At 38.2% G+C, this 17828-nt stretch carries 19 protein-coding genes, 1 tRNA gene and 2 pseudogenes; 12 read left to right on the forward strand and 10 right to left on the reverse strand.

The window, feature by feature from the left end:
• Window positions 1–7: 7 nt before the first annotated feature.
• The 5 genes from trpD to trpA are packed head-to-tail and all read left to right on the forward strand — an operon-like array spanning window position 8 to window position 4332.
• Entirely contained in the window at window positions 8–1012 is a 1005-nt protein-coding gene (trpD, locus tag B7698_RS02865; protein ID WP_033684824.1) for an anthranilate phosphoribosyltransferase, read from the forward strand.
• Window positions 1009–1776, forward strand: a complete 768-nt coding sequence (trpC, locus tag B7698_RS02870; RefSeq protein ID WP_024057632.1) for an indole-3-glycerol phosphate synthase TrpC — start codon at window positions 1009–1011, stop codon at window positions 1774–1776. Before trpD ends, trpC begins: the two co-directional genes overlap by 4 nt.
• Window positions 1763–2362 carry a phosphoribosylanthranilate isomerase gene (locus B7698_RS02875; RefSeq protein WP_020901643.1) on the forward strand — a complete coding sequence of 200 codons (600 nt, stop codon included), beginning with the start codon at window positions 1763–1765 and terminating at the stop codon, window positions 2360–2362. Before trpC ends, B7698_RS02875 begins: the two co-directional genes overlap by 14 nt.
• Window positions 2340–3563, forward strand: coding sequence for a tryptophan synthase subunit beta (gene trpB, locus B7698_RS02880; protein ID WP_084864579.1), 1224 nt, complete (start codon window positions 2340–2342; stop codon window positions 3561–3563). The genes B7698_RS02875 and trpB overlap by 23 nt, the downstream gene beginning before the upstream one ends.
• Window positions 3556–4332, forward strand: a complete 777-nt coding sequence (gene trpA / locus B7698_RS02885) for a tryptophan synthase subunit alpha (protein ID WP_084864580.1) — start codon at window positions 3556–3558, stop codon at window positions 4330–4332. The genes trpB and trpA overlap by 8 nt, the downstream gene beginning before the upstream one ends.
• Here the strand turns inward: trpA and B7698_RS02890 are convergent.
• The gene (locus B7698_RS02890; RefSeq protein WP_084864581.1) at window positions 4304–4963 is read right to left on the reverse strand and encodes a prepilin peptidase; all 660 of its coding nucleotides are present in this window, start codon (window positions 4961–4963) and stop codon (window positions 4304–4306) included. The genes trpA and B7698_RS02890 overlap by 29 nt on opposite strands.
• A 69-nt stretch (window positions 4964–5032) precedes the next feature.
• On the opposite strand from B7698_RS02890, the gene B7698_RS02895 reads away from it, so the two are divergent.
• Window positions 5033–5488 carry a GNAT family N-acetyltransferase gene (locus tag B7698_RS02895; protein ID WP_084864582.1) on the forward strand — a complete coding sequence of 152 codons (456 nt, stop codon included), beginning with the start codon at window positions 5033–5035 and terminating at the stop codon, window positions 5486–5488.
• A 39-nt stretch (window positions 5489–5527) separates the two neighbouring features.
• Window positions 5528–5800: pseudogene (locus tag B7698_RS02900) on the forward strand (transposase); the annotation flags it as partial.
• Window positions 5801–5909: 109 nt separating this feature from the next.
• On the opposite strand, the gene B7698_RS02905 reads toward B7698_RS02900, so the two are convergent.
• The 5 genes from B7698_RS02905 to B7698_RS02925 form a co-directional block, all read right to left on the reverse strand.
• Window positions 5910–6113 carry a CsbD family protein gene (locus B7698_RS02905; protein WP_000109954.1) on the reverse strand — a complete coding sequence of 68 codons (204 nt, stop codon included), beginning with the start codon at window positions 6111–6113 and terminating at the stop codon, window positions 5910–5912.
• Between the two features lie 30 nt (window positions 6114–6143).
• Complete coding sequence (locus B7698_RS02910; protein ID WP_084864584.1) at window positions 6144–6752, reverse strand: Asp23/Gls24 family envelope stress response protein; 609 nt, start codon at window positions 6750–6752, stop codon at window positions 6144–6146.
• Window positions 6753–6809: 57 nt separating this feature from the next.
• Window positions 6810–6980 (reverse strand): DUF2273 domain-containing protein, encoded by a 171-nt coding sequence (locus tag B7698_RS02915; RefSeq protein WP_049497564.1) that lies wholly within the window; start codon window positions 6978–6980, stop codon window positions 6810–6812.
• Between the two features lie 11 nt (window positions 6981–6991).
• Window positions 6992–7564: an alkaline shock response membrane anchor protein AmaP gene (gene amaP, locus B7698_RS02920; RefSeq protein ID WP_084864585.1), complete on the reverse strand. Its 573-nt coding sequence runs from the start codon at window positions 7562–7564 to the stop codon at window positions 6992–6994.
• A gap of 76 nt (window positions 7565–7640) precedes the next feature.
• Window positions 7641–7877, reverse strand: coding sequence for a GlsB/YeaQ/YmgE family stress response membrane protein (locus tag B7698_RS02925; protein ID WP_049522036.1), 237 nt, complete (start codon window positions 7875–7877; stop codon window positions 7641–7643).
• Window positions 7878–8256: 379 nt separating this feature from the next.
• Here B7698_RS02925 and mgaSpn point away from each other — a divergent pair, with 379 nt between their 5' ends.
• Entirely contained in the window at window positions 8257–9738 is a 1482-nt protein-coding gene (gene mgaSpn, locus B7698_RS02930; protein ID WP_084864586.1) for a virulence factor transcriptional regulator MgaSpn, read from the forward strand.
• A 519-nt stretch (window positions 9739–10257) separates the two neighbouring features.
• On the opposite strand, the gene B7698_RS02935 is transcribed toward mgaSpn, so the two are convergent.
• Both B7698_RS02935 and B7698_RS02940 read right to left on the reverse strand, forming a co-directional pair.
• Complete coding sequence (locus tag B7698_RS02935) at window positions 10258–11262, reverse strand: NADP-dependent oxidoreductase (protein WP_084864587.1); 1005 nt, start codon at window positions 11260–11262, stop codon at window positions 10258–10260.
• A 96-nt stretch (window positions 11263–11358) separates the two neighbouring features.
• Window positions 11359–11790: an Rrf2 family transcriptional regulator gene (locus B7698_RS02940; protein WP_084864588.1), complete on the reverse strand. Its 432-nt coding sequence runs from the start codon at window positions 11788–11790 to the stop codon at window positions 11359–11361.
• A gap of 661 nt (window positions 11791–12451) precedes the next feature.
• On the opposite strand from B7698_RS02940, the gene B7698_RS02945 reads away from it, so the two are divergent.
• Window positions 12452–13741, forward strand: a complete 1290-nt coding sequence (locus tag B7698_RS02945) for a hypothetical protein (protein ID WP_084864589.1) — start codon at window positions 12452–12454, stop codon at window positions 13739–13741.
• A 9-nt stretch (window positions 13742–13750) separates the two neighbouring features.
• Window positions 13751–14839, forward strand: a complete 1089-nt coding sequence (locus B7698_RS02950; protein WP_084864590.1) for an AI-2E family transporter — start codon at window positions 13751–13753, stop codon at window positions 14837–14839.
• A gap of 140 nt (window positions 14840–14979) precedes the next feature.
• Here the strand turns inward: B7698_RS02950 and B7698_RS02955 are convergent.
• Both B7698_RS02955 and B7698_RS02960 read right to left on the reverse strand, forming a co-directional pair.
• Window positions 14980–15052, reverse strand: a tRNA-Lys gene (locus tag B7698_RS02955).
• Between the two features lie 62 nt (window positions 15053–15114).
• Entirely contained in the window at window positions 15115–15630 is a 516-nt protein-coding gene (locus tag B7698_RS02960) for a DUF308 domain-containing protein (protein ID WP_000672739.1), read from the reverse strand.
• A 497-nt stretch (window positions 15631–16127) separates the two neighbouring features.
• Here B7698_RS02960 and B7698_RS10205 point away from each other — a divergent pair, with 497 nt between their 5' ends.
• Entirely contained in the window at window positions 16128–16289 is a 162-nt protein-coding gene (locus B7698_RS10205; RefSeq protein WP_158086166.1) for an antitoxin YezG family protein, read from the forward strand.
• A 231-nt stretch (window positions 16290–16520) separates the two neighbouring features.
• Window positions 16521–17408 (forward strand): annotated as a pseudogene (locus B7698_RS02970) (beta-carotene 15,15'-monooxygenase); the annotation flags it as partial.
• Window positions 17409–17828 lie beyond the last annotated feature (420 nt).

The following is a 17828-nucleotide window of genomic DNA, read 5'->3' on the forward strand; positions in this document are numbered from 1 at the left end:
AACTAGGATGAAAGAGATTATTGAAAAACTAGCAAAATTTGAAAATTTATCAGGTGTGGAAATGACGGATGTCATTGAGCGTATCGTAACTGGCCGTGTAACGGAGGCGCAGATTGCTTCTCTCCTTTTGGCTCTTAAGATGAAGGGGGAAACACCTGAGGAACGCACAGCCATTGCCCAAGTCATGAGAGGACATGCCCAACATATTCCAACTGAGATTCATGATGCCATGGACAACTGTGGTACAGGTGGGGACAAGTCTTTCAGCTTTAACATCTCCACAACTGCAGCCTTTGTCTTGGCTGGTGGTGGTGTTCACATGGCAAAACACGGTAATCGCTCGATTTCTTCTAAATCTGGTTCTGCAGATGTCCTCGAAGCCTTAGGCATCAACCTAGACCTCAAACCAGCTGAATTAGGTAAGGTCTTTGATAAAACTGGTATCGTCTTTCTCTTTGCTAAAAATATGCACCCAGCAATGAAATACATCATGCCAGCTCGTTTGGAATTGGGAATTCCAACAATCATGAACTTGACTGGTCCTCTGATTCACCCAATGACTTTGGAAACACAGCTTCTTGGTATTAGTCGTCCAGAACTTCTAGAAAGTACAGCTCAGGTTTTGAAAAATATGGGTCGCAAACGTGCTATAGTGGTTGCTGGTCCAGAAGGATTGGACGAAGCTGGTTTGAATGGAACAACCAAGATTGCCCTTCTTGAAAATGGCGAAATCACCTTGTCAAGCTTTACTCCAGAAGATCTAGGGATGGAACGCTACGCTATCGAAGATATTCGTGGAGGCAACGCTCAGGAAAATGCAGAAATTTTGCTCAGAGTTCTTAAAAATGAACCAAGTCCATTCTTGGAAACGACAGTTTTAAATGCTGGTCTTGGTTTCTATGCTAATGGCAAGGTAGCTAGCATCAAGGATGGAGTTGCCTTGGCCCGCGAAGTCATTGCTAGTGGCAAGGCCCTTGAAAAACTCAGACTGTTACAGGAGTACCAAAAATGAGTCAGGAATTTTTAGCACGAATTTTGGAGCAGAAGGCGCGTGAGGTCGAGCAGATGGAGCTGGAGGAAATCCAGCCCCTGCGCCAGACCTATCGTTTAGCTGACTATCTAAAACAACATCAAGACCGTTTACAGGTAATCGCAGAAGTCAAGAAGGCTAGCCCTAGTCTGGGAGATATCAATCTAGATGTGGATATTGTGCAACAGGCTCAGACTTATGAAGAAAACGGCGCAGTGATGATTTCTGTTCTGACAGATGAGGTTTTCTTTAAAGGGCATTTGGATTATCTGCGGGAGATTTCCAGTCAGGTAGAGATTCCGACGCTCAACAAGGACTTTATCATCGATGAAAAGCAAATCATCCGTGCTCGCAATGCTGGTGCGACAGTTATCTTACTCATTGTCGCTGCCTTGTCAGAAGAACGTGTCAAGGAACTCTATGACTACGCGACAGAGCTTGGTCTGGAAGTCTTGGTGGAGACTCACAATCTAGCTGAACTAGAAGTGGCCCACAGGCTTGGTGCTGAGATTATTGGGGTTAATAACCGCAACTTGACCACCTTTGAGGTCGACTTGCAGACCAGTGTAGATTTGGCTAAACATTTCAAAGATGATTGCTTGTACATTTCTGAATCTGCTATTTTCACAGGGCAGGATGCGGAACGAGTAGCACCATACTTTAACGGAATTTTGGTAGGGACAGCTCTTATGCAGGCAGAAGATGTAGCCCAGAGAATCAAGGAGTTGCAGATTGACAAAGGTTAAAATTTGCGGATTATCTACCAAAGAAGCGGTGGAAACAGCTGTTTCAGCAGGAGCAGACTACATCGGTTTTGTCTTCGCACCTAGTAAAAGACAGGTGACCTTGGATCAGGCTACTGAGCTGGCAAAGCCCATTCCTGCTAATGTTAAGAAGGTTGGCGTATTTGTTTCACCAAGTCGGGCAGAATTGCTAGAAGCGATTGAAAAAGTTGGCTTGGACTTGGTTCAAGTTCACAGTCAGGTGGCAGATGATTTGTTTGAGAATTTGCCTTGTGCCAGTATTCAGGCTGTGCAGGTAGATGGAGAGGGTCATGTACCCAATTCTCAGGCAGATTATCTCCTCTTTGATGCCCCTGTGGCTGGGAGTGGCCAGACCTTTGATTGGGGTCAACTGAATACGATTGGACTAACTCAGCCTTTCTTTATCGCAGGTGGGCTTAATGAAGACAATGTCGTAAAAGCAATTCAACATTTTACTCCCTATGCAGTCGATGTATCGAGCGGAGTGGAGACAGATGGACAAAAAGATCAGGAAAAGATTAGAAGATTTATAGAGAGGGTAAAGAATGGCATATCAAGAACCAAATAAAGATGGATTTTACGGAAAATTCGGTGGACGTTTTGTCCCAGAAACATTGATGACAGCAGTTTTGGAGTTGGAGAAGGCCTACCGTGAAAGTCAGGCAGACCCAAGTTTCCAAGAGGAATTGAACCAACTCTTGCGCCAGTATGTGGGACGTGAAACTCCCCTTTACTACGCAAAAAACTTGACCCAGCATATTGGCGGAGCCAAGATTTATCTTAAACGTGAAGACCTTAACCATACAGGGGCCCACAAGATTAACAATGCCTTGGGACAAGTTCTTCTGGCTAAACGCATGGGTAAAAAGAAAATTATTGCTGAAACAGGTGCTGGTCAGCATGGTGTAGCAACTGCAACAGCTGCAGCCCTCTTTAACATGGAATGTACCATCTACATGGGTGAGGAAGATGTCAAACGCCAAGCCCTCAATGTCTTCCGTATGGAGCTTTTGGGAGCTAAGGTTGAAGCCGTAACAGATGGTTCGCGCGTGCTCAAGGATGCGGTCAATGCAGCCCTTCGTTCATGGGTGGCTAATATCGACGATACCCATTATATCCTTGGTTCTGCCTTGGGGCCACATCCTTTCCCAGAAATCGTTCGTGACTTCCAAAGTGTCATCGGTAGAGAAGCTAAACAACAGTACCGTGACTTGACAGGTCAAGATTTGCCAGATGCCCTAGTAGCCTGTGTTGGTGGTGGTTCTAATGCCATCGGGCTCTTCCATCCATTTGTAGAAGATGAGTCTGTAGCTATGTATGGGGCTGAAGCGGCTGGACTTGGTGTGGATACGGAGCACCACGCAGCTACCTTGACCAAGGGGCGTCCTGGTGTTCTTCACGGTTCTCTCATGGATGTGCTCCAAGATGCCCATGGTCAAATTCTTGAAGCCTTCTCTATCTCAGCAGGTTTGGACTATCCTGGTATCGGTCCAGAACATTCTCATTACCACGATATCAAACGTGCCAGCTATGTCCCTGTGACAGACGAAGAAGCCTTGGAAGGATTCCAACTCTTGTCTCGTGTGGAAGGGATTATCCCAGCCTTGGAATCTAGCCATGCTCTCGCTTTTGCAGTGAAATTGGCCAAAGAACTCGGTCCAGACAAGTCCATGATTGTCTGTCTATCAGGTCGTGGGGACAAGGATGTGGTTCAAGTTAAAGACCGCTTGGAAGCAGATGCAGCAAAGAAGGGAGAAGCTCATGCCTAAGACACTAACAGAAAAATTGAATGCTATCAAAGCAGCTGGAAAAGGAATTTTTGTTCCCTATATCATGGCTGGAGACCATGAGAAAGGTTTGGCTGGACTCGGAGAAACAATACACTTTTTAGAAGATTTGGGTGTTTCGGCTATTGAAGTGGGTATTCCCTTTTCAGATCCTGTCGCAGATGGACCTGTTATCGAAGAAGCTGGCCTGCGCAGTTTAGCCCATGGGACTTCTACCCAGACTTTGGTTGAAACCTTGAAAACCATTGAAACAGAGGTTCCGCTGGTCATCATGACCTACTTCAACCCCCTCTTTCAGTACGGTGTGGAGAACTTTGTCAAAGATTTGGCAGATACAGCGGTTAAGGGCTTGATTATCCCAGATCTGCCTCATGAGCATGCCAACTTTGTAGAACCATTTTTGGCAGATACAGACATGGCCTTGATTCCTCTAGTTAGTTTGACTACAGGGATTGAGCGCCAAAAAGAGTTGATTGAAGGAGCGGAGGGATTCGTCTATGCCGTTGCCATCAATGGGGTGACAGGGAAATCTGGCAATTACCGTGCAGATTTGGACAAGCACTTGGCACAATTGCATCAAGTGGCCGACATCCCCGTCTTGACAGGTTTTGGTGTATCTAGTCAAGCCGATGTTGAACGCTTCAATGCGGTGTCAGATGGCGTTATCGTCGGTTCAAAAATCGTAAAAGCTCTCCATCAAGGAGAGCCGATTGAGGACTTTATCAAACAAGCAGTAGCTTACCAAAAATAATCACACAAGCAGCAAGTAAGAGGAAAGGTACGAAAGGAAGTCTTTCCTTTTTCTTTTGCAGGAGAAAGGCTAGAATTCCCGTCGCAGAAGCAAACTGAATCAAGATCAGTAATTCGGTCGCACTAAAGACGAGAGCGCAAGAAGCTAAAAAGAGAAAATCCCCTGCTCCCATGCGGATATCGATAAAATGAGCCAAAATTCCAAGAGCAAGGAAGAAGACCATGACTAGATTCCAGCCAGAGGAAGCCATGAGGATTAGGTGAAAAGTCATCCAAACTAGTAAGGGATATTCCTGATGGCGAAAGTCGTAGATGCCCAAGGTCAAACCAGCGGTGATTAGGACGACTTGCCCCAAGGAAAGTAATTCCCAAGACCAAGCCAGAAAGAGGAGCCCTAAGCCTAGTTCAAAGAGGGCATACCAAACAGGATAACGAGACTTGCAGTAGCGACAGCGAAAGCGATTGAAGACCTGCGAGAGAATCGGAATCAAATCTAAGAGACGCAAGCGAGTCTGACAGGAATCGCAGTGACTAGCAGGTTGGATAATGGATTGCTCTGGAAAACGGTCAATGACCAAACCAAGAAAGGAAGCGAGAATGCTCCCGACAAGAAAAAAATAAAAATCAATCATACTTATCTATTCGTAAAAAATAGGAGAAGTAGTATAATGGAGAAACATAGATAAGATGGTGAGGCAAAGATGATAATTCGTTTTGAAGAAAAGGTGAGCACAGAAAACGCTCAGCTCGTATGCCAATGGTCCAACTCCCTTGGCAAATCCTTTCAAGAGCAATGGATGGGAACAATGATTCCTTTTCCACTGACCCTTCAAACCTTGCAAGACTTGGAAGGAATCTTTTCAATCTTTGAAGGATACGAGTTTGTGGGGCTTATCCAGAAAATCAGGCTAGAAGACAGCAATCTTCATATTGGAAGATTTTTTATCAACCCCCAGAAACAGGGGCAAGGCATAGGTAGCCAGGCTTTCAGGAAATTTGTTAGTTTGGTCTTTGAAAATAGAGATATAGACAGCATCTCTCTAAATGTCTTCGAGGCAAATCAAAGAGCTCAGAATCTTTACCAAAAAGAAGGATTTGAAATCGTTCAAATGGTTGAAGAACCTGTACGAAAATACATCATGAAAAAGGGGAGATAGAAAGCAAACAGCCTTGAAATCAATGTTGACTGCGATTATGAACCTGAATCAGCCCCTCAAAAGGGACTGTATATGATTGAACGTTACCAGTGTTTAAAAACTAAAGAATATCAGGTACTTTTATCTTCCAAGGGTAGACAAATTTTCGCTAAACGTAAGATTGATATGAAATCTGTCTTTGGGCAGATAAAGGTTTGTTTGGGTTATAAGAGATGTTATCTGAGAGGTAAGCGTCAAGTGAGAATTGATATGGGATTCGTACTCATGGTCAACAACCTGCTGAAATATAATAAGAGAAAGAGGCAAAATTAAAAAGCTAGAGTTCCGCAATTGGAAATCTCTAGCTTTTTGTTTTCTGAGAATCATCTTGACTCAGACTCTTTTGACTAATGTTACTAAAAAGATAAAGTAACTTTTAGACTTATTTATCGTCGCCACTCAACATGTTTTTGATACCTTCTACAGCACCTTCTACAGCGTCTTTGGCATCTTCAGCAACTTCTTTTACTTTAGAAACAACTTTTTCAGCTGCTCCTTCTTTTTCCATTTTTTCATCACCGATGGCTTTCCCAACACCTTCTTTAATAGAACCTTTAGCTTGATTTAATTTTTCTTCTACTGACATGATAATTTCTCCTGTTATATTTATTTTATCTTAGTTTACACGAGTTTTTTCGTGAGATACTACACCAGTTGCTGCACCTTTAACAGCTTCTACACCTTCACCAACTTTTTCTTGAACAGTAGATACACCGCTACCAAGACCAGATTTTACTTTTTCAAATTGTTCTGAAGCGAATTCTCCAGTTGATTCAGCAACATCAGATACGCGGTCTTGAAGGCTTACTGAGTCCGCTTCGTATTGTTCTTTAGTTTTGATATCGATAACGTTTACGTTTACTTCAACAACTTCCAATTCAGTCATCTTGCTAACTTCAGCAACAACAACATCTTTGATTTGTTTGTATAGATCAGGAACATTCTTTTGGTATTCAACTACAACGTTAAGGTCAACAGCAACTTGTGACTTCCCAACTTCAACGTTAACTCCATTAGTTACATTATCAGAATTAACAAGTTTGTCTTTTAAGTTAGAGAAGAAGCCACCGTCGATTTCCAAAAGCCCTGAAATGTTTTCTAGAGATAGACCGATGATTTTTTGAATTACTTTATCTTCATAAGTAAGTTCACCTTTAACATCTTGAGATACAACAGTAGAATTTTTCTTTTCTACATTAACATTAGTGTTTTTTTCGTTTGACATAGGAAACTCCTTTATTAAATTATTTATTATTTACTTATTTATTTTCTATATAGATAGTTATTTATCTATATAGTTGTTTTGGATATACAATCCAGCTGCTACTCCCAGTACTCCTAAAATTAATACAAATATTGTTTTGAAGAAGCCAAAGGAGACAATCAAACAAGCGAGAAATACGCCTATTAGACCTGCTATAATTGGATATCGATACTGTTTAATCCATTCCATTTCTTACTTCCTTACTTTACTCGACTAGCAGTTTTTTTCTTTTGAGGTTTTGGTTTAGGTTGGTAGTCTTTTACTATAACTTCTAGTTTAACCTGACGCTCAATACCAAAGAATTGCTTCAATCCATTAGCTATTTCATTTTGAATTAGCTGGCATCTGTTAGCGATATTATCTGAAGGAATAATTTTGCCTTCTACCTTAACGAAACATTTATTTCTTCGTAAATTTACATGGACAGTTGGATTCTTGATTAATTCATGATCGCTGACCAAACTTCTAACAAAACCTTCGATTGCTGAATTCTTTAATTTCAATGTATCGTTTTTAGTTTCAAGTTGAATTTCCAAATGACGTTTAGGATAAAACAACACAACTAACATCGATAATAAAACTAAAGTTGATAGAGCCACTATCCCCCAGAATACATATCTAGAGAGATAGAATTCAACGAAATGATTCTGTCTCCAGCTAAATAGCTGAATGCCTAGATCACTAACTTGATGATAATCTATCAAAACAGGAAGGAAAATTGTCAAGATTAAAATACAGAAAATAATTAAAAATATTTTCTTTGTTTTTGACATATACAATCCTTTCGATTTAACATTAAACTATTTTTACCCGTCTAATCTATTTAAAAATAGTTTATTCTACAAGTAATTATTTTTTACCTGTAAAGAATGATACTACAGTAACAACAATTGCTGCTCCTGCAATAGATGGGATCAAAGCCATTCCAGCGATGGATGGGCCCCAACTACCTAAAAGGGATTGTCCTACAGATGACCCGACTAAACCAGCGAATACATTTGCGACGATTCCCATAGAACTACCTTTTTTAGTGATTCTACCTGCTACAAGTCCAATAAGACCTCCAGCAATGATTGACCACAACATTGCTTACCCTCCTTTTTTATTTTAATATCAAAAAATCAATTCCTTTGATTATTACTATGATATAATTTTAATATCAAAAAATCAATTATTTTGATTGTTATTGTTATATAATTTTAATATCAAGAAATCATTATTTTTTTGATTGTTGCTATTATATAATTTTTAAAATTAAAAATATAATATTTCGACTTGAATTTGATTCTGTATTCACGCCCTCAATAGACGGTAAAATAAGAAAATTGTTTATATATTGCTCCCGTAGTGTTATTATACGAAATAAAGGATCTTAGTAAAAGTCGTTACAGCATGTTATACCTATTTTTTGTGGTATAATTGCAAGAGGTGAAATCCGATAATTTATAAAGAGAGAAAGACATTCATGAGAGATTTATTATCTAAAAAAAGTCATAGGCAATTAGAATTATTAGAATTATTATTTGAACATAAACGATGGTTTCATCGTTCTGAACTAGCAGAGTTACTAAATTGTACAGAACGTGCAGTCAAAGATGATCTATCCCATGTTAAATCTGCTTTTCCTGACTTGATTTTTCATTCTTCTACTAATGGTATACGCATTATTAATACCGATGATAGCGATATTGAAATGGTTTACCATCATTTCTTTAAGCATTCAACTCATTTTTCGATTTTAGAATTTATCTTCTTTAATGAAGGTTGTCAAGCTGAGAGTATTTGTAAAGAATTTTATATCAGTTCATCTTCGCTCTATCGTATTATTAGCCAAATCAATAAAGTGATTAAAAGGCAATTTCAATTTGAAATCAGTCTGACCCCTGTTCAAATCATTGGAAATGAGAGAGATATTCGTTACTTTTTTGCACAATATTTTTCAGAAAAATATTATTTCCTAGAATGGCCATTTGAAAATTTTTCATCAGAACCCCTATCTCAATTGTTAGAATTGGTTTATAAGGAAACAAGCTTTCCAATGAATTTGTCAACGCATAGAATGCTAAAGTTGCTCCTAGTTACGAACCTATATAGAATAAAGTTTGGTCATTTCATGGAAGTAGATAAAGACTCTTTTAACGATCAAAGTTTGGATTTTTTAATGCAGGCAGAAGGAATAGAAGGTGTTGCTAAGAATTTTGAATTAGAATACAATATCTCTTTAGATGAAGAAGTTGTTTGCCAATTATTTGTGTCTTACTTTCAAAAAATGTTTTTCATAGATGAAAGTCTCTTTATGAAATGCGTAAAAAAGGATAGCTATGTTGAAAAATCTTACCATCTATTGAGTGATTTTATTGATCAGATTTCAGTCAAGTATCAGATTGAGATTGAGAATAAGGATAATCTGATTTGGCATCTGCATAATACCGCACATCTGTATCGTCAAGAGTTGTCCACTGAGTTTATTTTATTTGATCAAAAAGGGAATACAATCAGGAATTTTCAAAATATTTTCCCTAAATTTGTTTCAGATGTAAAAAAAGAGCTTTCTCATTATTTAGAGACTCTTGAGGTTTGTTCTAGTTCAATGATGGTAAATCATCTATCTTATACCTTCATCACTCATACCAAACATTTGGTGCTTAATCTACTACAAAATCAGCCAAAGCTGAAGGTTCTGGTTATGAGCAATTTTGATCAGTATCATGCAAAATCAGTAGCGGAAACACTTTCTTATTATTGCAGCAACAATTTTGAACTTGAAGTTTGGACTGAATTAGAATTATCAAAGGAATCTTTAGAAGAATCGCCTTATGATATCATCATTTCTAATTTTATTATTCCTCCGATTGAAAATAAGAGACTGATCTATTCCAATAATATAAACACGGTCTCACTCATATCTTTGTTAAATGCCATGATGTTTATTCGACTAGATGAGTAAGTGAAAGAAGACTCCATCCATCTTTAGGGTAGATTTCAGATATTCTATAGATAGGTGGAGTCTTTTTGAATATTAAAAAATCTTCATGCCTATCATTAGCAGAGATCCTAGTTACATTCATTTTGGGACCTGTTTTAAATAGTATATACCTGGAGCCAAGTATTTGAAGTTGAAAAATAAAGACCTTTTAATCTTTATCTAAACATTTGAAATAGGATGTGTTAAAGATTGAATTGACCCCTTGCCTATCCATTGGTTGGCTATGAGAACACGAGTTAGGATACCATCTGCATTACTAAATTCCAACTCTCTTGAGTTTATCCATGTGATTGGCACCTCAACTTCACGTGTATGCTGGTCAATGACGAGGAGGTCCTCTTTACTTGTAACCTAGATGACATAGTTGTCTAGGCCTGGCAAGTCTTGCTGATGTTTAACTAGACCTTTTTCGGACCACTCATTCATTGCCAAGTGATGTATTGATTTTTTGTAGTAAGATATGACATTGTGTTTTCCTTTTTATTTCTTAAAGCTGAGGACTGTTTTTCCACGTGAGCGACCATTAGCGACCTTGTCTAAGGCGCTATTCACTTCTTCAAATGGATAAACTGTATCGATAGATGGCTTGATTTCCAATTTGCTAAAGAGGTCTGCTATCTTTTGTAATTGAGCGCCATTGCTTTCCACAAAGATAAAATGGTAGTGGACGCCGTATTTGTCAGCCATCTTATCAAACTTGCGACCGGCTAGTCCAAGTAGGATCTGTTTCCATTTTGGTAGATTCATGCGTTTGGCAAAGGCACCGTTTGGCATTGCACGAAGTGAAACAAGATGACCACCTTTTTTCATGATAGACATTTGTTTTTCAGTCTCAGCGCCACCAAGGGTATCGAGAACATAATCAACCTGGCTAACAGTTTTTGTATAATCCTCTGTTTTGTAATCGATAAAGCGGTCTGCTCCTAGCTTCAAAACACGCTCAGCGCTATCTCCAGCTCCATTGGTGATAACTGTCAAACCTTTAGCCTTGGCAATCGGAATGGCCATGCCGCCGACACCACCTGTACCACCAGAGATAAAGATCGTCTTGCCAGCTTGAGCTCCCATGAGGTCAAGAGCCTGCATGATGGTCAAGGCAGTCAAAGGCACAGCAGCCGCTTCCTCGTCTGAAAGATAGTCTGGAACTTTAGCTAAGGCCGCACTGTCTACGACTACATACTCGGCAAAAGCACCGATATGCTCAAGTGGCAAACGTCCAAAAACTCGGTCTCCGATTTTGAGATTTTTGACTTGGCTACCGATCTCTTCAATGATACCGACTACTTCATTACCTGCAGTTTGTGGGAGTTTGTAAGGGACGATCATCTTGACTTCTCCTCGGGAGATCATGTTATCCAGAGGATTAACCCCGGCTGCGGTGACTTTGACCAAGACTTGTTTGTCTGTAATACTTGGTTTAGCGATTTCTGTGATGTTTAGTGTGATATTCTTTTTGTTATAAGTAGTGTGTTGTGCGGCTTTCATATGTTTTCTCTTTTCTTTTTTAATACGACTGATTATACTTGTATCTAATACAAGTATATGTTGTTTCAGGTAAAACTGACTTGACTTGTTATCAAATCAGTTTCGGACTTGTTTGGCTTGTTTATATAGATTGTCAATGACATCTTCTAAGGTTTGATTTGCTAATTCCTTCTCTAATTGAGATTCGGCACTAGCGAAAAGCGGTGAAACTGCTCCTTGAATATGTTTTCCAACGGGACAATCGGGATTACTATTTTGATGAACAGGAAATAAACTAATGTGATTGATTTCTTGAGTAGCATAGTAGATCTCTAGTAAAGTCATTTTCTTTGGAGACTTACTGAGTTGATAGCCTGTTTTTCCTTGATGTGAAGTAATCAGGTCTGCATTTTTTAATAAGGCAATCACTTTTCGAATGTAACTAGCGTTAGTCCCAACACTAGTAGCTAGTGCTTGAGAACTTAAGATTTCCTTGCTTTCACTAATCATTGTTAAGATATGCAAAGCAACTGAGAATTTTGTATCCATCTGAATCCCTCTCTTAATAAACTTGTATCAGATACAAGAACAAGTGTACCACAAATACAAAGAAAAACAAGACTTTTGTTTTAAATTTTTTAAAATTTTTTGAAGAGTGGCATAAGATTAGAGATATCTTGAAAAAACAGTTCATAAAAAACAGTGGGATAAACTTATTTTAAAGAGATAAAATGAAACCCTATCTGTTTTTTCAATCATTTTTTATTTTGGTCCCCACAACCTTTAATTCATAATCTAATTATATGGTATTTCATTCTGTTTTTTTGTTCTTTTCGAAGCGTTATGAGGACTTGAAATTTGTTTTATGATTTTTAATCAGTAAAATGTTGACCTATAGTGAATATTGTGTCACAATAGGTAATAGATGAATAATTAATAGATTGGAAATAATGCTTTCTTACCTTAACAAGTGGGATTGGTTATACATTTTTTCGTCGCGATTGTGTCTATCTCTCGAGTTTAGCTAGTTTTTATAAGCTCTGGTTTCGAATCGATATAACAAATTTTAGAAGTGCATAAGACAAGATAGTGACATTACTACAGTCATTTCTAATCACCATATGTTGCTGGCACAGGCTGTTTGTAATGTTGGCTATTTACTAGTCAGTTTAATCGAAGTGTTTAATTTTTATTATTGAAAGGTTTTTATATGGCGAAAATTCTATCTTTAGGTCTGACAGGTAAGAAATTACTTGCTCAGGGATTCTTGTTTGTTCTGCTAGGTCTTATCTTGATGGTCACGGGGACTTGGTTGCCAGTAACGGTTATTCGCCTGGTTCTGTTTTTAGCTTGGATAGCAACGGTCGTAGATTTGCTATTAAGAGTTTTCAAAAAAAGCCAGTCAACGGATACCTTGGGAGTTGCACTGGTTAAATTGTTAGTGCTGGGATATTTGCTAGGTTCTAATCTTGCGACTGATATACCGATTTATGTTCTGGCTCTTGTGATTGGAGTTTATCAGATTTTTCATGCTAGTATTAACCTTGTCACCTATGTTCTCTACCGCAAAAACAAAATTCGACCTCGTTTTCGTCTCTTACTAGATGGACTCGTACTAGTTTTTCTTGGTGGGACTAGTCTTTTGTCCTCTACAGGAAATTCTGTCTTTCAACTCTTTGTATTAGGGGCTTATTTTTTCCTTTATGGTGTGTCCAATATCCGTGATGGTTTCTTGTTTGAGGAGGAAATTGGGAAAAACCATCTCAAACGTCGTATTAGAATTAGCTTACCTATTGTCCTAGCCGCTCTCATCCCTGCAAGAACTTTAGCAAAAGTTAACAAATTTATGCTGGAAAATGCTGATGAGGAAGAAGATATCCATCTTGGAATAGTGAAGTCTGGTAAGACAGCGGAGCTTGAAATTTTTGTTCATACAGCTGAGACCTCTCTGTTTTCGGCAATTGGTCATGTGGATATCTGCTATCAAGGCCGTGTTATTTCTTATGGCAACTATGATCCGTCTTCTGAGACCTTATTTGGCATGGTAGGAGATGGTGTCTTATATTTCTGTGATCGTGACAAGTACATTGACCTATGTAAACGTGAGAGTCAAAAAACGCTTTTTGGTTATGGGATAGATTTGACGCCTGAAATGGAAAAAGCAGTTCAGAAAAAGTTGGCTGAATTGAAACAACTGACGATTCCATGGGAGCCAAGTGCAGATAAAATCATGACAGGTGATGGTAAGGAAGACTACACCTACGCTTATAAAATCAGACATGAGACAGATGGGGAACTTTATAAATTTATCAAATCTAAGTTTAAATCCTACTTTGTCTTATCTACAAACTGTGTGCTCTTGGCTGATACCATAGTCGGTCAGGCTGGCACCGATATCCTCTCACCCAAAGGATTTATCGCACCAGGAACTTACCAAGCCTACCTTAATCGAGAGTTTGAAAAACCAAATAGTATAGTCGTATCTAAACATGTTTATTAAGGAGAATTTATGAACTTAGTAAAAAAATACACCCCGTTAATACTTTTTATAGGGCTGGTTGCTCTTGTAATTCTGAATGCATCGAGCTTTATATCAGGAGCAATCTCTCTCTTTGATGTAATATCAACCTTGATTTATGGTGCTGTTATTGCTTTTGTGCTTAATGTTCCTATGAAAAAAATTGAACAGTACTTAGTTAAATTGAAGGTAAAGGCAGAGTTGCGTCGTCCGATTGCCATGGTACTTGTTTTCCTAGCTCTTATCTTAATCGTGATCTGTCTTTTGGTTTTGGTGCTTCCAACCCTTGCTCAGACTATTAGTCAGCTGGGAGCAGTCCTTTCAACAGTCCTGACTCAACTTGGGAAATTGCTAGACAGCTCGGAATTTGTAACCAAAGACATGCTGTCAACTATCGTATCAGGAATTCAGGGACAGTCTAGCTCTATTAGTCAAGCTTTGATAACCTTCTTATCCGGTCTGACTAGTAATATAGGAAATATTTTTTCAAGTATAATGAATGCCTTTCTGATTATAGTATTTACCTTTTTATTTTTATCCAGTAAGGAACATCTGGCAGCGATGACGAGTAGACTTCTAAAAGTTATATTTCCAGAGAAAGTGGTGACAAAGTTAACTTACATTGGACAAGTAGCACTAGAGACTTATGACCAATTTTTGATGAGTCAGCTGATTGAAGCAGTCATCATAGGAGTTATGATAGCGGTTGGCTACAGCCTGTTTGGACTACCTTATGGGGTAATGACAGGTATATTTGCAGGAGTGCTATCGTTCATTCCTTATGTAGGGCCTATGATTGCTTGTGTTGTGGGAGCGATTTTTATCTTCACAGTGAGTCCTACTCAAGCCTTACTTTCTCTTCTTCTATATCAAGTTATACAGCTGATTGAAGGAAACCTTATTTATCCTAGAGTTGTAGGTCAATCTATTGGTTTGCCAGCTATTTTCACGCTTGCGGCTGCTAGTATTGGAGGCAATCTCTTTGGCTTACTTGGGATGATATTCTTTACACCGATATTTGCTGTTATCTATCGATTGGTTAAGGAATTTGTCGTTGCAAAGGAAAATCAGCTAGATTAAGAAAAACTAAATTTAATAAGATATACTGAGAAGAGAGTGAGAGATTCTCTTCTCTTTTATTTTTAAATACTTTTCTACAAAAAGCTATTAGACGTTAAAAAAAGCCTTGGTTTCAAGGCTTATTTCTGTTGATTTAGATGTGCCCCCTGCAGGGCTCGAACCTGCGCCCCATAGCTTAAGAGTCTACTGCTCTACCAACTGAGCTAAGGAGGCAACAGAAAAAGCTGAGAATGTAACTTCCCAGCTATTTTAATATGCCCAAAATGGCAGCTAGATTATTTACGAAAGGCATCAAGGATATAGGTGAAACCAACAATTAAAAATGCAAAGGCAACGACATAAACGACAAAGACACTTGTAGCTACTGGATTGAACAAAATCACTAGACCTAGTAAAAATGCAAGCAACGCTATCCACATGATATGGTTGCCAATAATAGGGAAAATCAATCCCAGACGATTGCCTTTAAAGAAAGCTATAATGGCTTCTACAATTAACCAAATTCCTAAAATAGTTGGAATGACAACTGGCAGCGTCACAAAGCCATAGGCAACGAGGTAAAGAGCTAAGAGAAGATTAACAATCCCTTGGAAAAGATGAGCTGGTGAGCGAAGCTCTTTTGGTACAGAGAAATAGCCTAAAATAGCTGCTATAGAAGAAACCAGTAAACCAAATGCAATCCACCAGCTGTAAGCAACAAGATTAGCTACTGGGTTTGTAAATAGGAAAAGTCCTAAAAGGACAAAAACAACTCCTGCAAGGAATAGCAGTAAACGATTAGAAAATTTCATTTCAATACCCTCCTATTATATAGTATAGTTTTTTATTAAAAGTATTGTACACCCTTTTTTAGGAAATGTCAATAAACTAAATGGATAATTTGGAAGTTCAGTCTGATTCATGAAAAGAAAATCAGTTTTTATCATTTTGAAAATAAAAAGAGAAGATAAAATTTGTCTTCTCTACATGAAAATATTGTATGGCATCAAAGCAAAAGTAACTGGCTTTACACTATTTGTTAAGATGTAATTTGATTCAAAAAGAAAAGATAGATTTAAAAGTGGGGCAAATGATGGGGCAAATCAGTTATAGACAAGCAAAAAAAAGCCTTGGTTATCAAGGCTTATTCCTGTTGATTTAGATGCCCCTGCATGGATTTGGAAAGGACTTTCATATTGAGAGCAATTAAAAATATTGAAATATAAGTGATTTTAGGTATTTTCAATGTCATGATTTAAAAATGGGGCAAAAGTGGGGCAAAAACGATTGACTCATAAAGGTTCTTGGCATGAACTTATCTGCTGAATTTGACTATGCACCATGGAATCAAAGTGGCTTTGGACCAAGTGCTCTTTTAAAATATTTTAAGTATAAATACCTTGGTTTTGAACCTCAAGCTGAAAAAGAACTAGAGCAGTTCGAGGTAATGGAGACCTTCAAAATAGAGTGAATGAAAAATAATTTGCTTGGATAAAAGACCGTCTTTTAGGCGTTCTTTTGTGATTAAATAAACGTTGGTACATAGGTTTTGTGGTATACTAGTATTAAAATATCATTCAGACTAGATAAGTAAGTATATTTTTCATGATCAGAAAGAGGTGAAAAATGTTGGCAAAGCACTAACAAGTGGATGGAAGACCGTTACGTCGTGGTTTGGAGGCTAAATTTTGGAGGCTAAATAATGAAGAGACTAAGTCTATTTGGTGCTGATTTTGAAGACAGTAAGAAGATTGTAAGCAGTGGGAAGTATTCATTGACAGCAGGGATGCCAAACCCCATTCAGATGAGCCTTCTCAATCGGCTCTTTACAGTTTTCTTTTGTATGTTTTTTGTTTTTGGTATTGTAGGATATTTTATATCCATTCATATGCCAAGTAACATCGGTTTAGATGGTGAAGTATTTTATATTTCTTATGCTTCAACTGTTTTGATTCGTTCTATGGCGGTGTTTTTAAAACCTATTAGTATACTATTCTATGTAACCTATCTTTTTGCTTCTATTCCTGTTTTTTGGCCGAAGAAGCGCTTAAGCAGTCAGGTCTTTACCTATTTCCCTTTCTATTTTCCGTGGGCATCTTCTGTATTTTTAGCAGTCTTCTACTTAGCAAGTGCTGCAGCCTTAGATGCCTATACTATGCTGGGATTCTGGCTTCAGTTGATAGTGGGAATAGCTTTCTTTTTCTGGATAGTTGTCAATAGTATTCAGAATCTCAAGAGACGATTGAATGATGAGGAGCCAAAACCAATTCTGAAGAAAGTCGTGTTGATGACACTAGGAATGATGATCCTTCTTTTTCTAGTCTCTCTAGTTTATCATCAGGTAAAAAAGTTACCAATTTTGTGGTATTTCTATCTTTTCGGCTTGTTGTTAATTGTTTTGTTTGTTGCTTATGCTTATTTAGTGGCTTTTCTTATCAATGTCCACATTGTGCAAGCCTACTATATCCATAAGTATCCGATGGAATACAAAGAATATTTGGAGATTAGTGACCGCGAATGGTACAGTAAATCCTATTATAAAAAGTTGGTCAAAAGTGGTCAGTTAGAAGAGGAGGAGTGGGATATGAACCGTCAGTCAGAAGCATTAAATAAGGAATATTTTCAAGCGCTGGGTTCCACGCGAGCTTCTGTTAGAATGTTGAGTTTGGCCTGGGCTGGTTTGTTTGTATTGAGTATCGACCTGACTCATGTATACTTTTTTATCAAGGAGCAGTTCACAGTAGATCCCTTTTCTAATGTCCCATTTCTTTTTCTATGTCTCCTTCTATTGCTCATGCTGGGCTGTCAGATTATGTCATTCAGCAAGACATTCATCTATAAACATCAACTCTTTAGTACTGCGATGCTCTTTGTACTAATCAATGGGATTCATCTTTCATTGGTTTTAATGGATTATATCCTCACTATTTTAACGAATGAGGTTCTAAAAAATTCGCTGATCTACTCGCTGATTTATTGGTTAAGTTCCATTGGTTTATTCATGGGGTTA

The organism is Streptococcus mitis, from assembly GCF_002096855.1.
GTDB lineage: Bacteria > Bacillota > Bacilli > Lactobacillales > Streptococcaceae > Streptococcus > Streptococcus mitis_Y.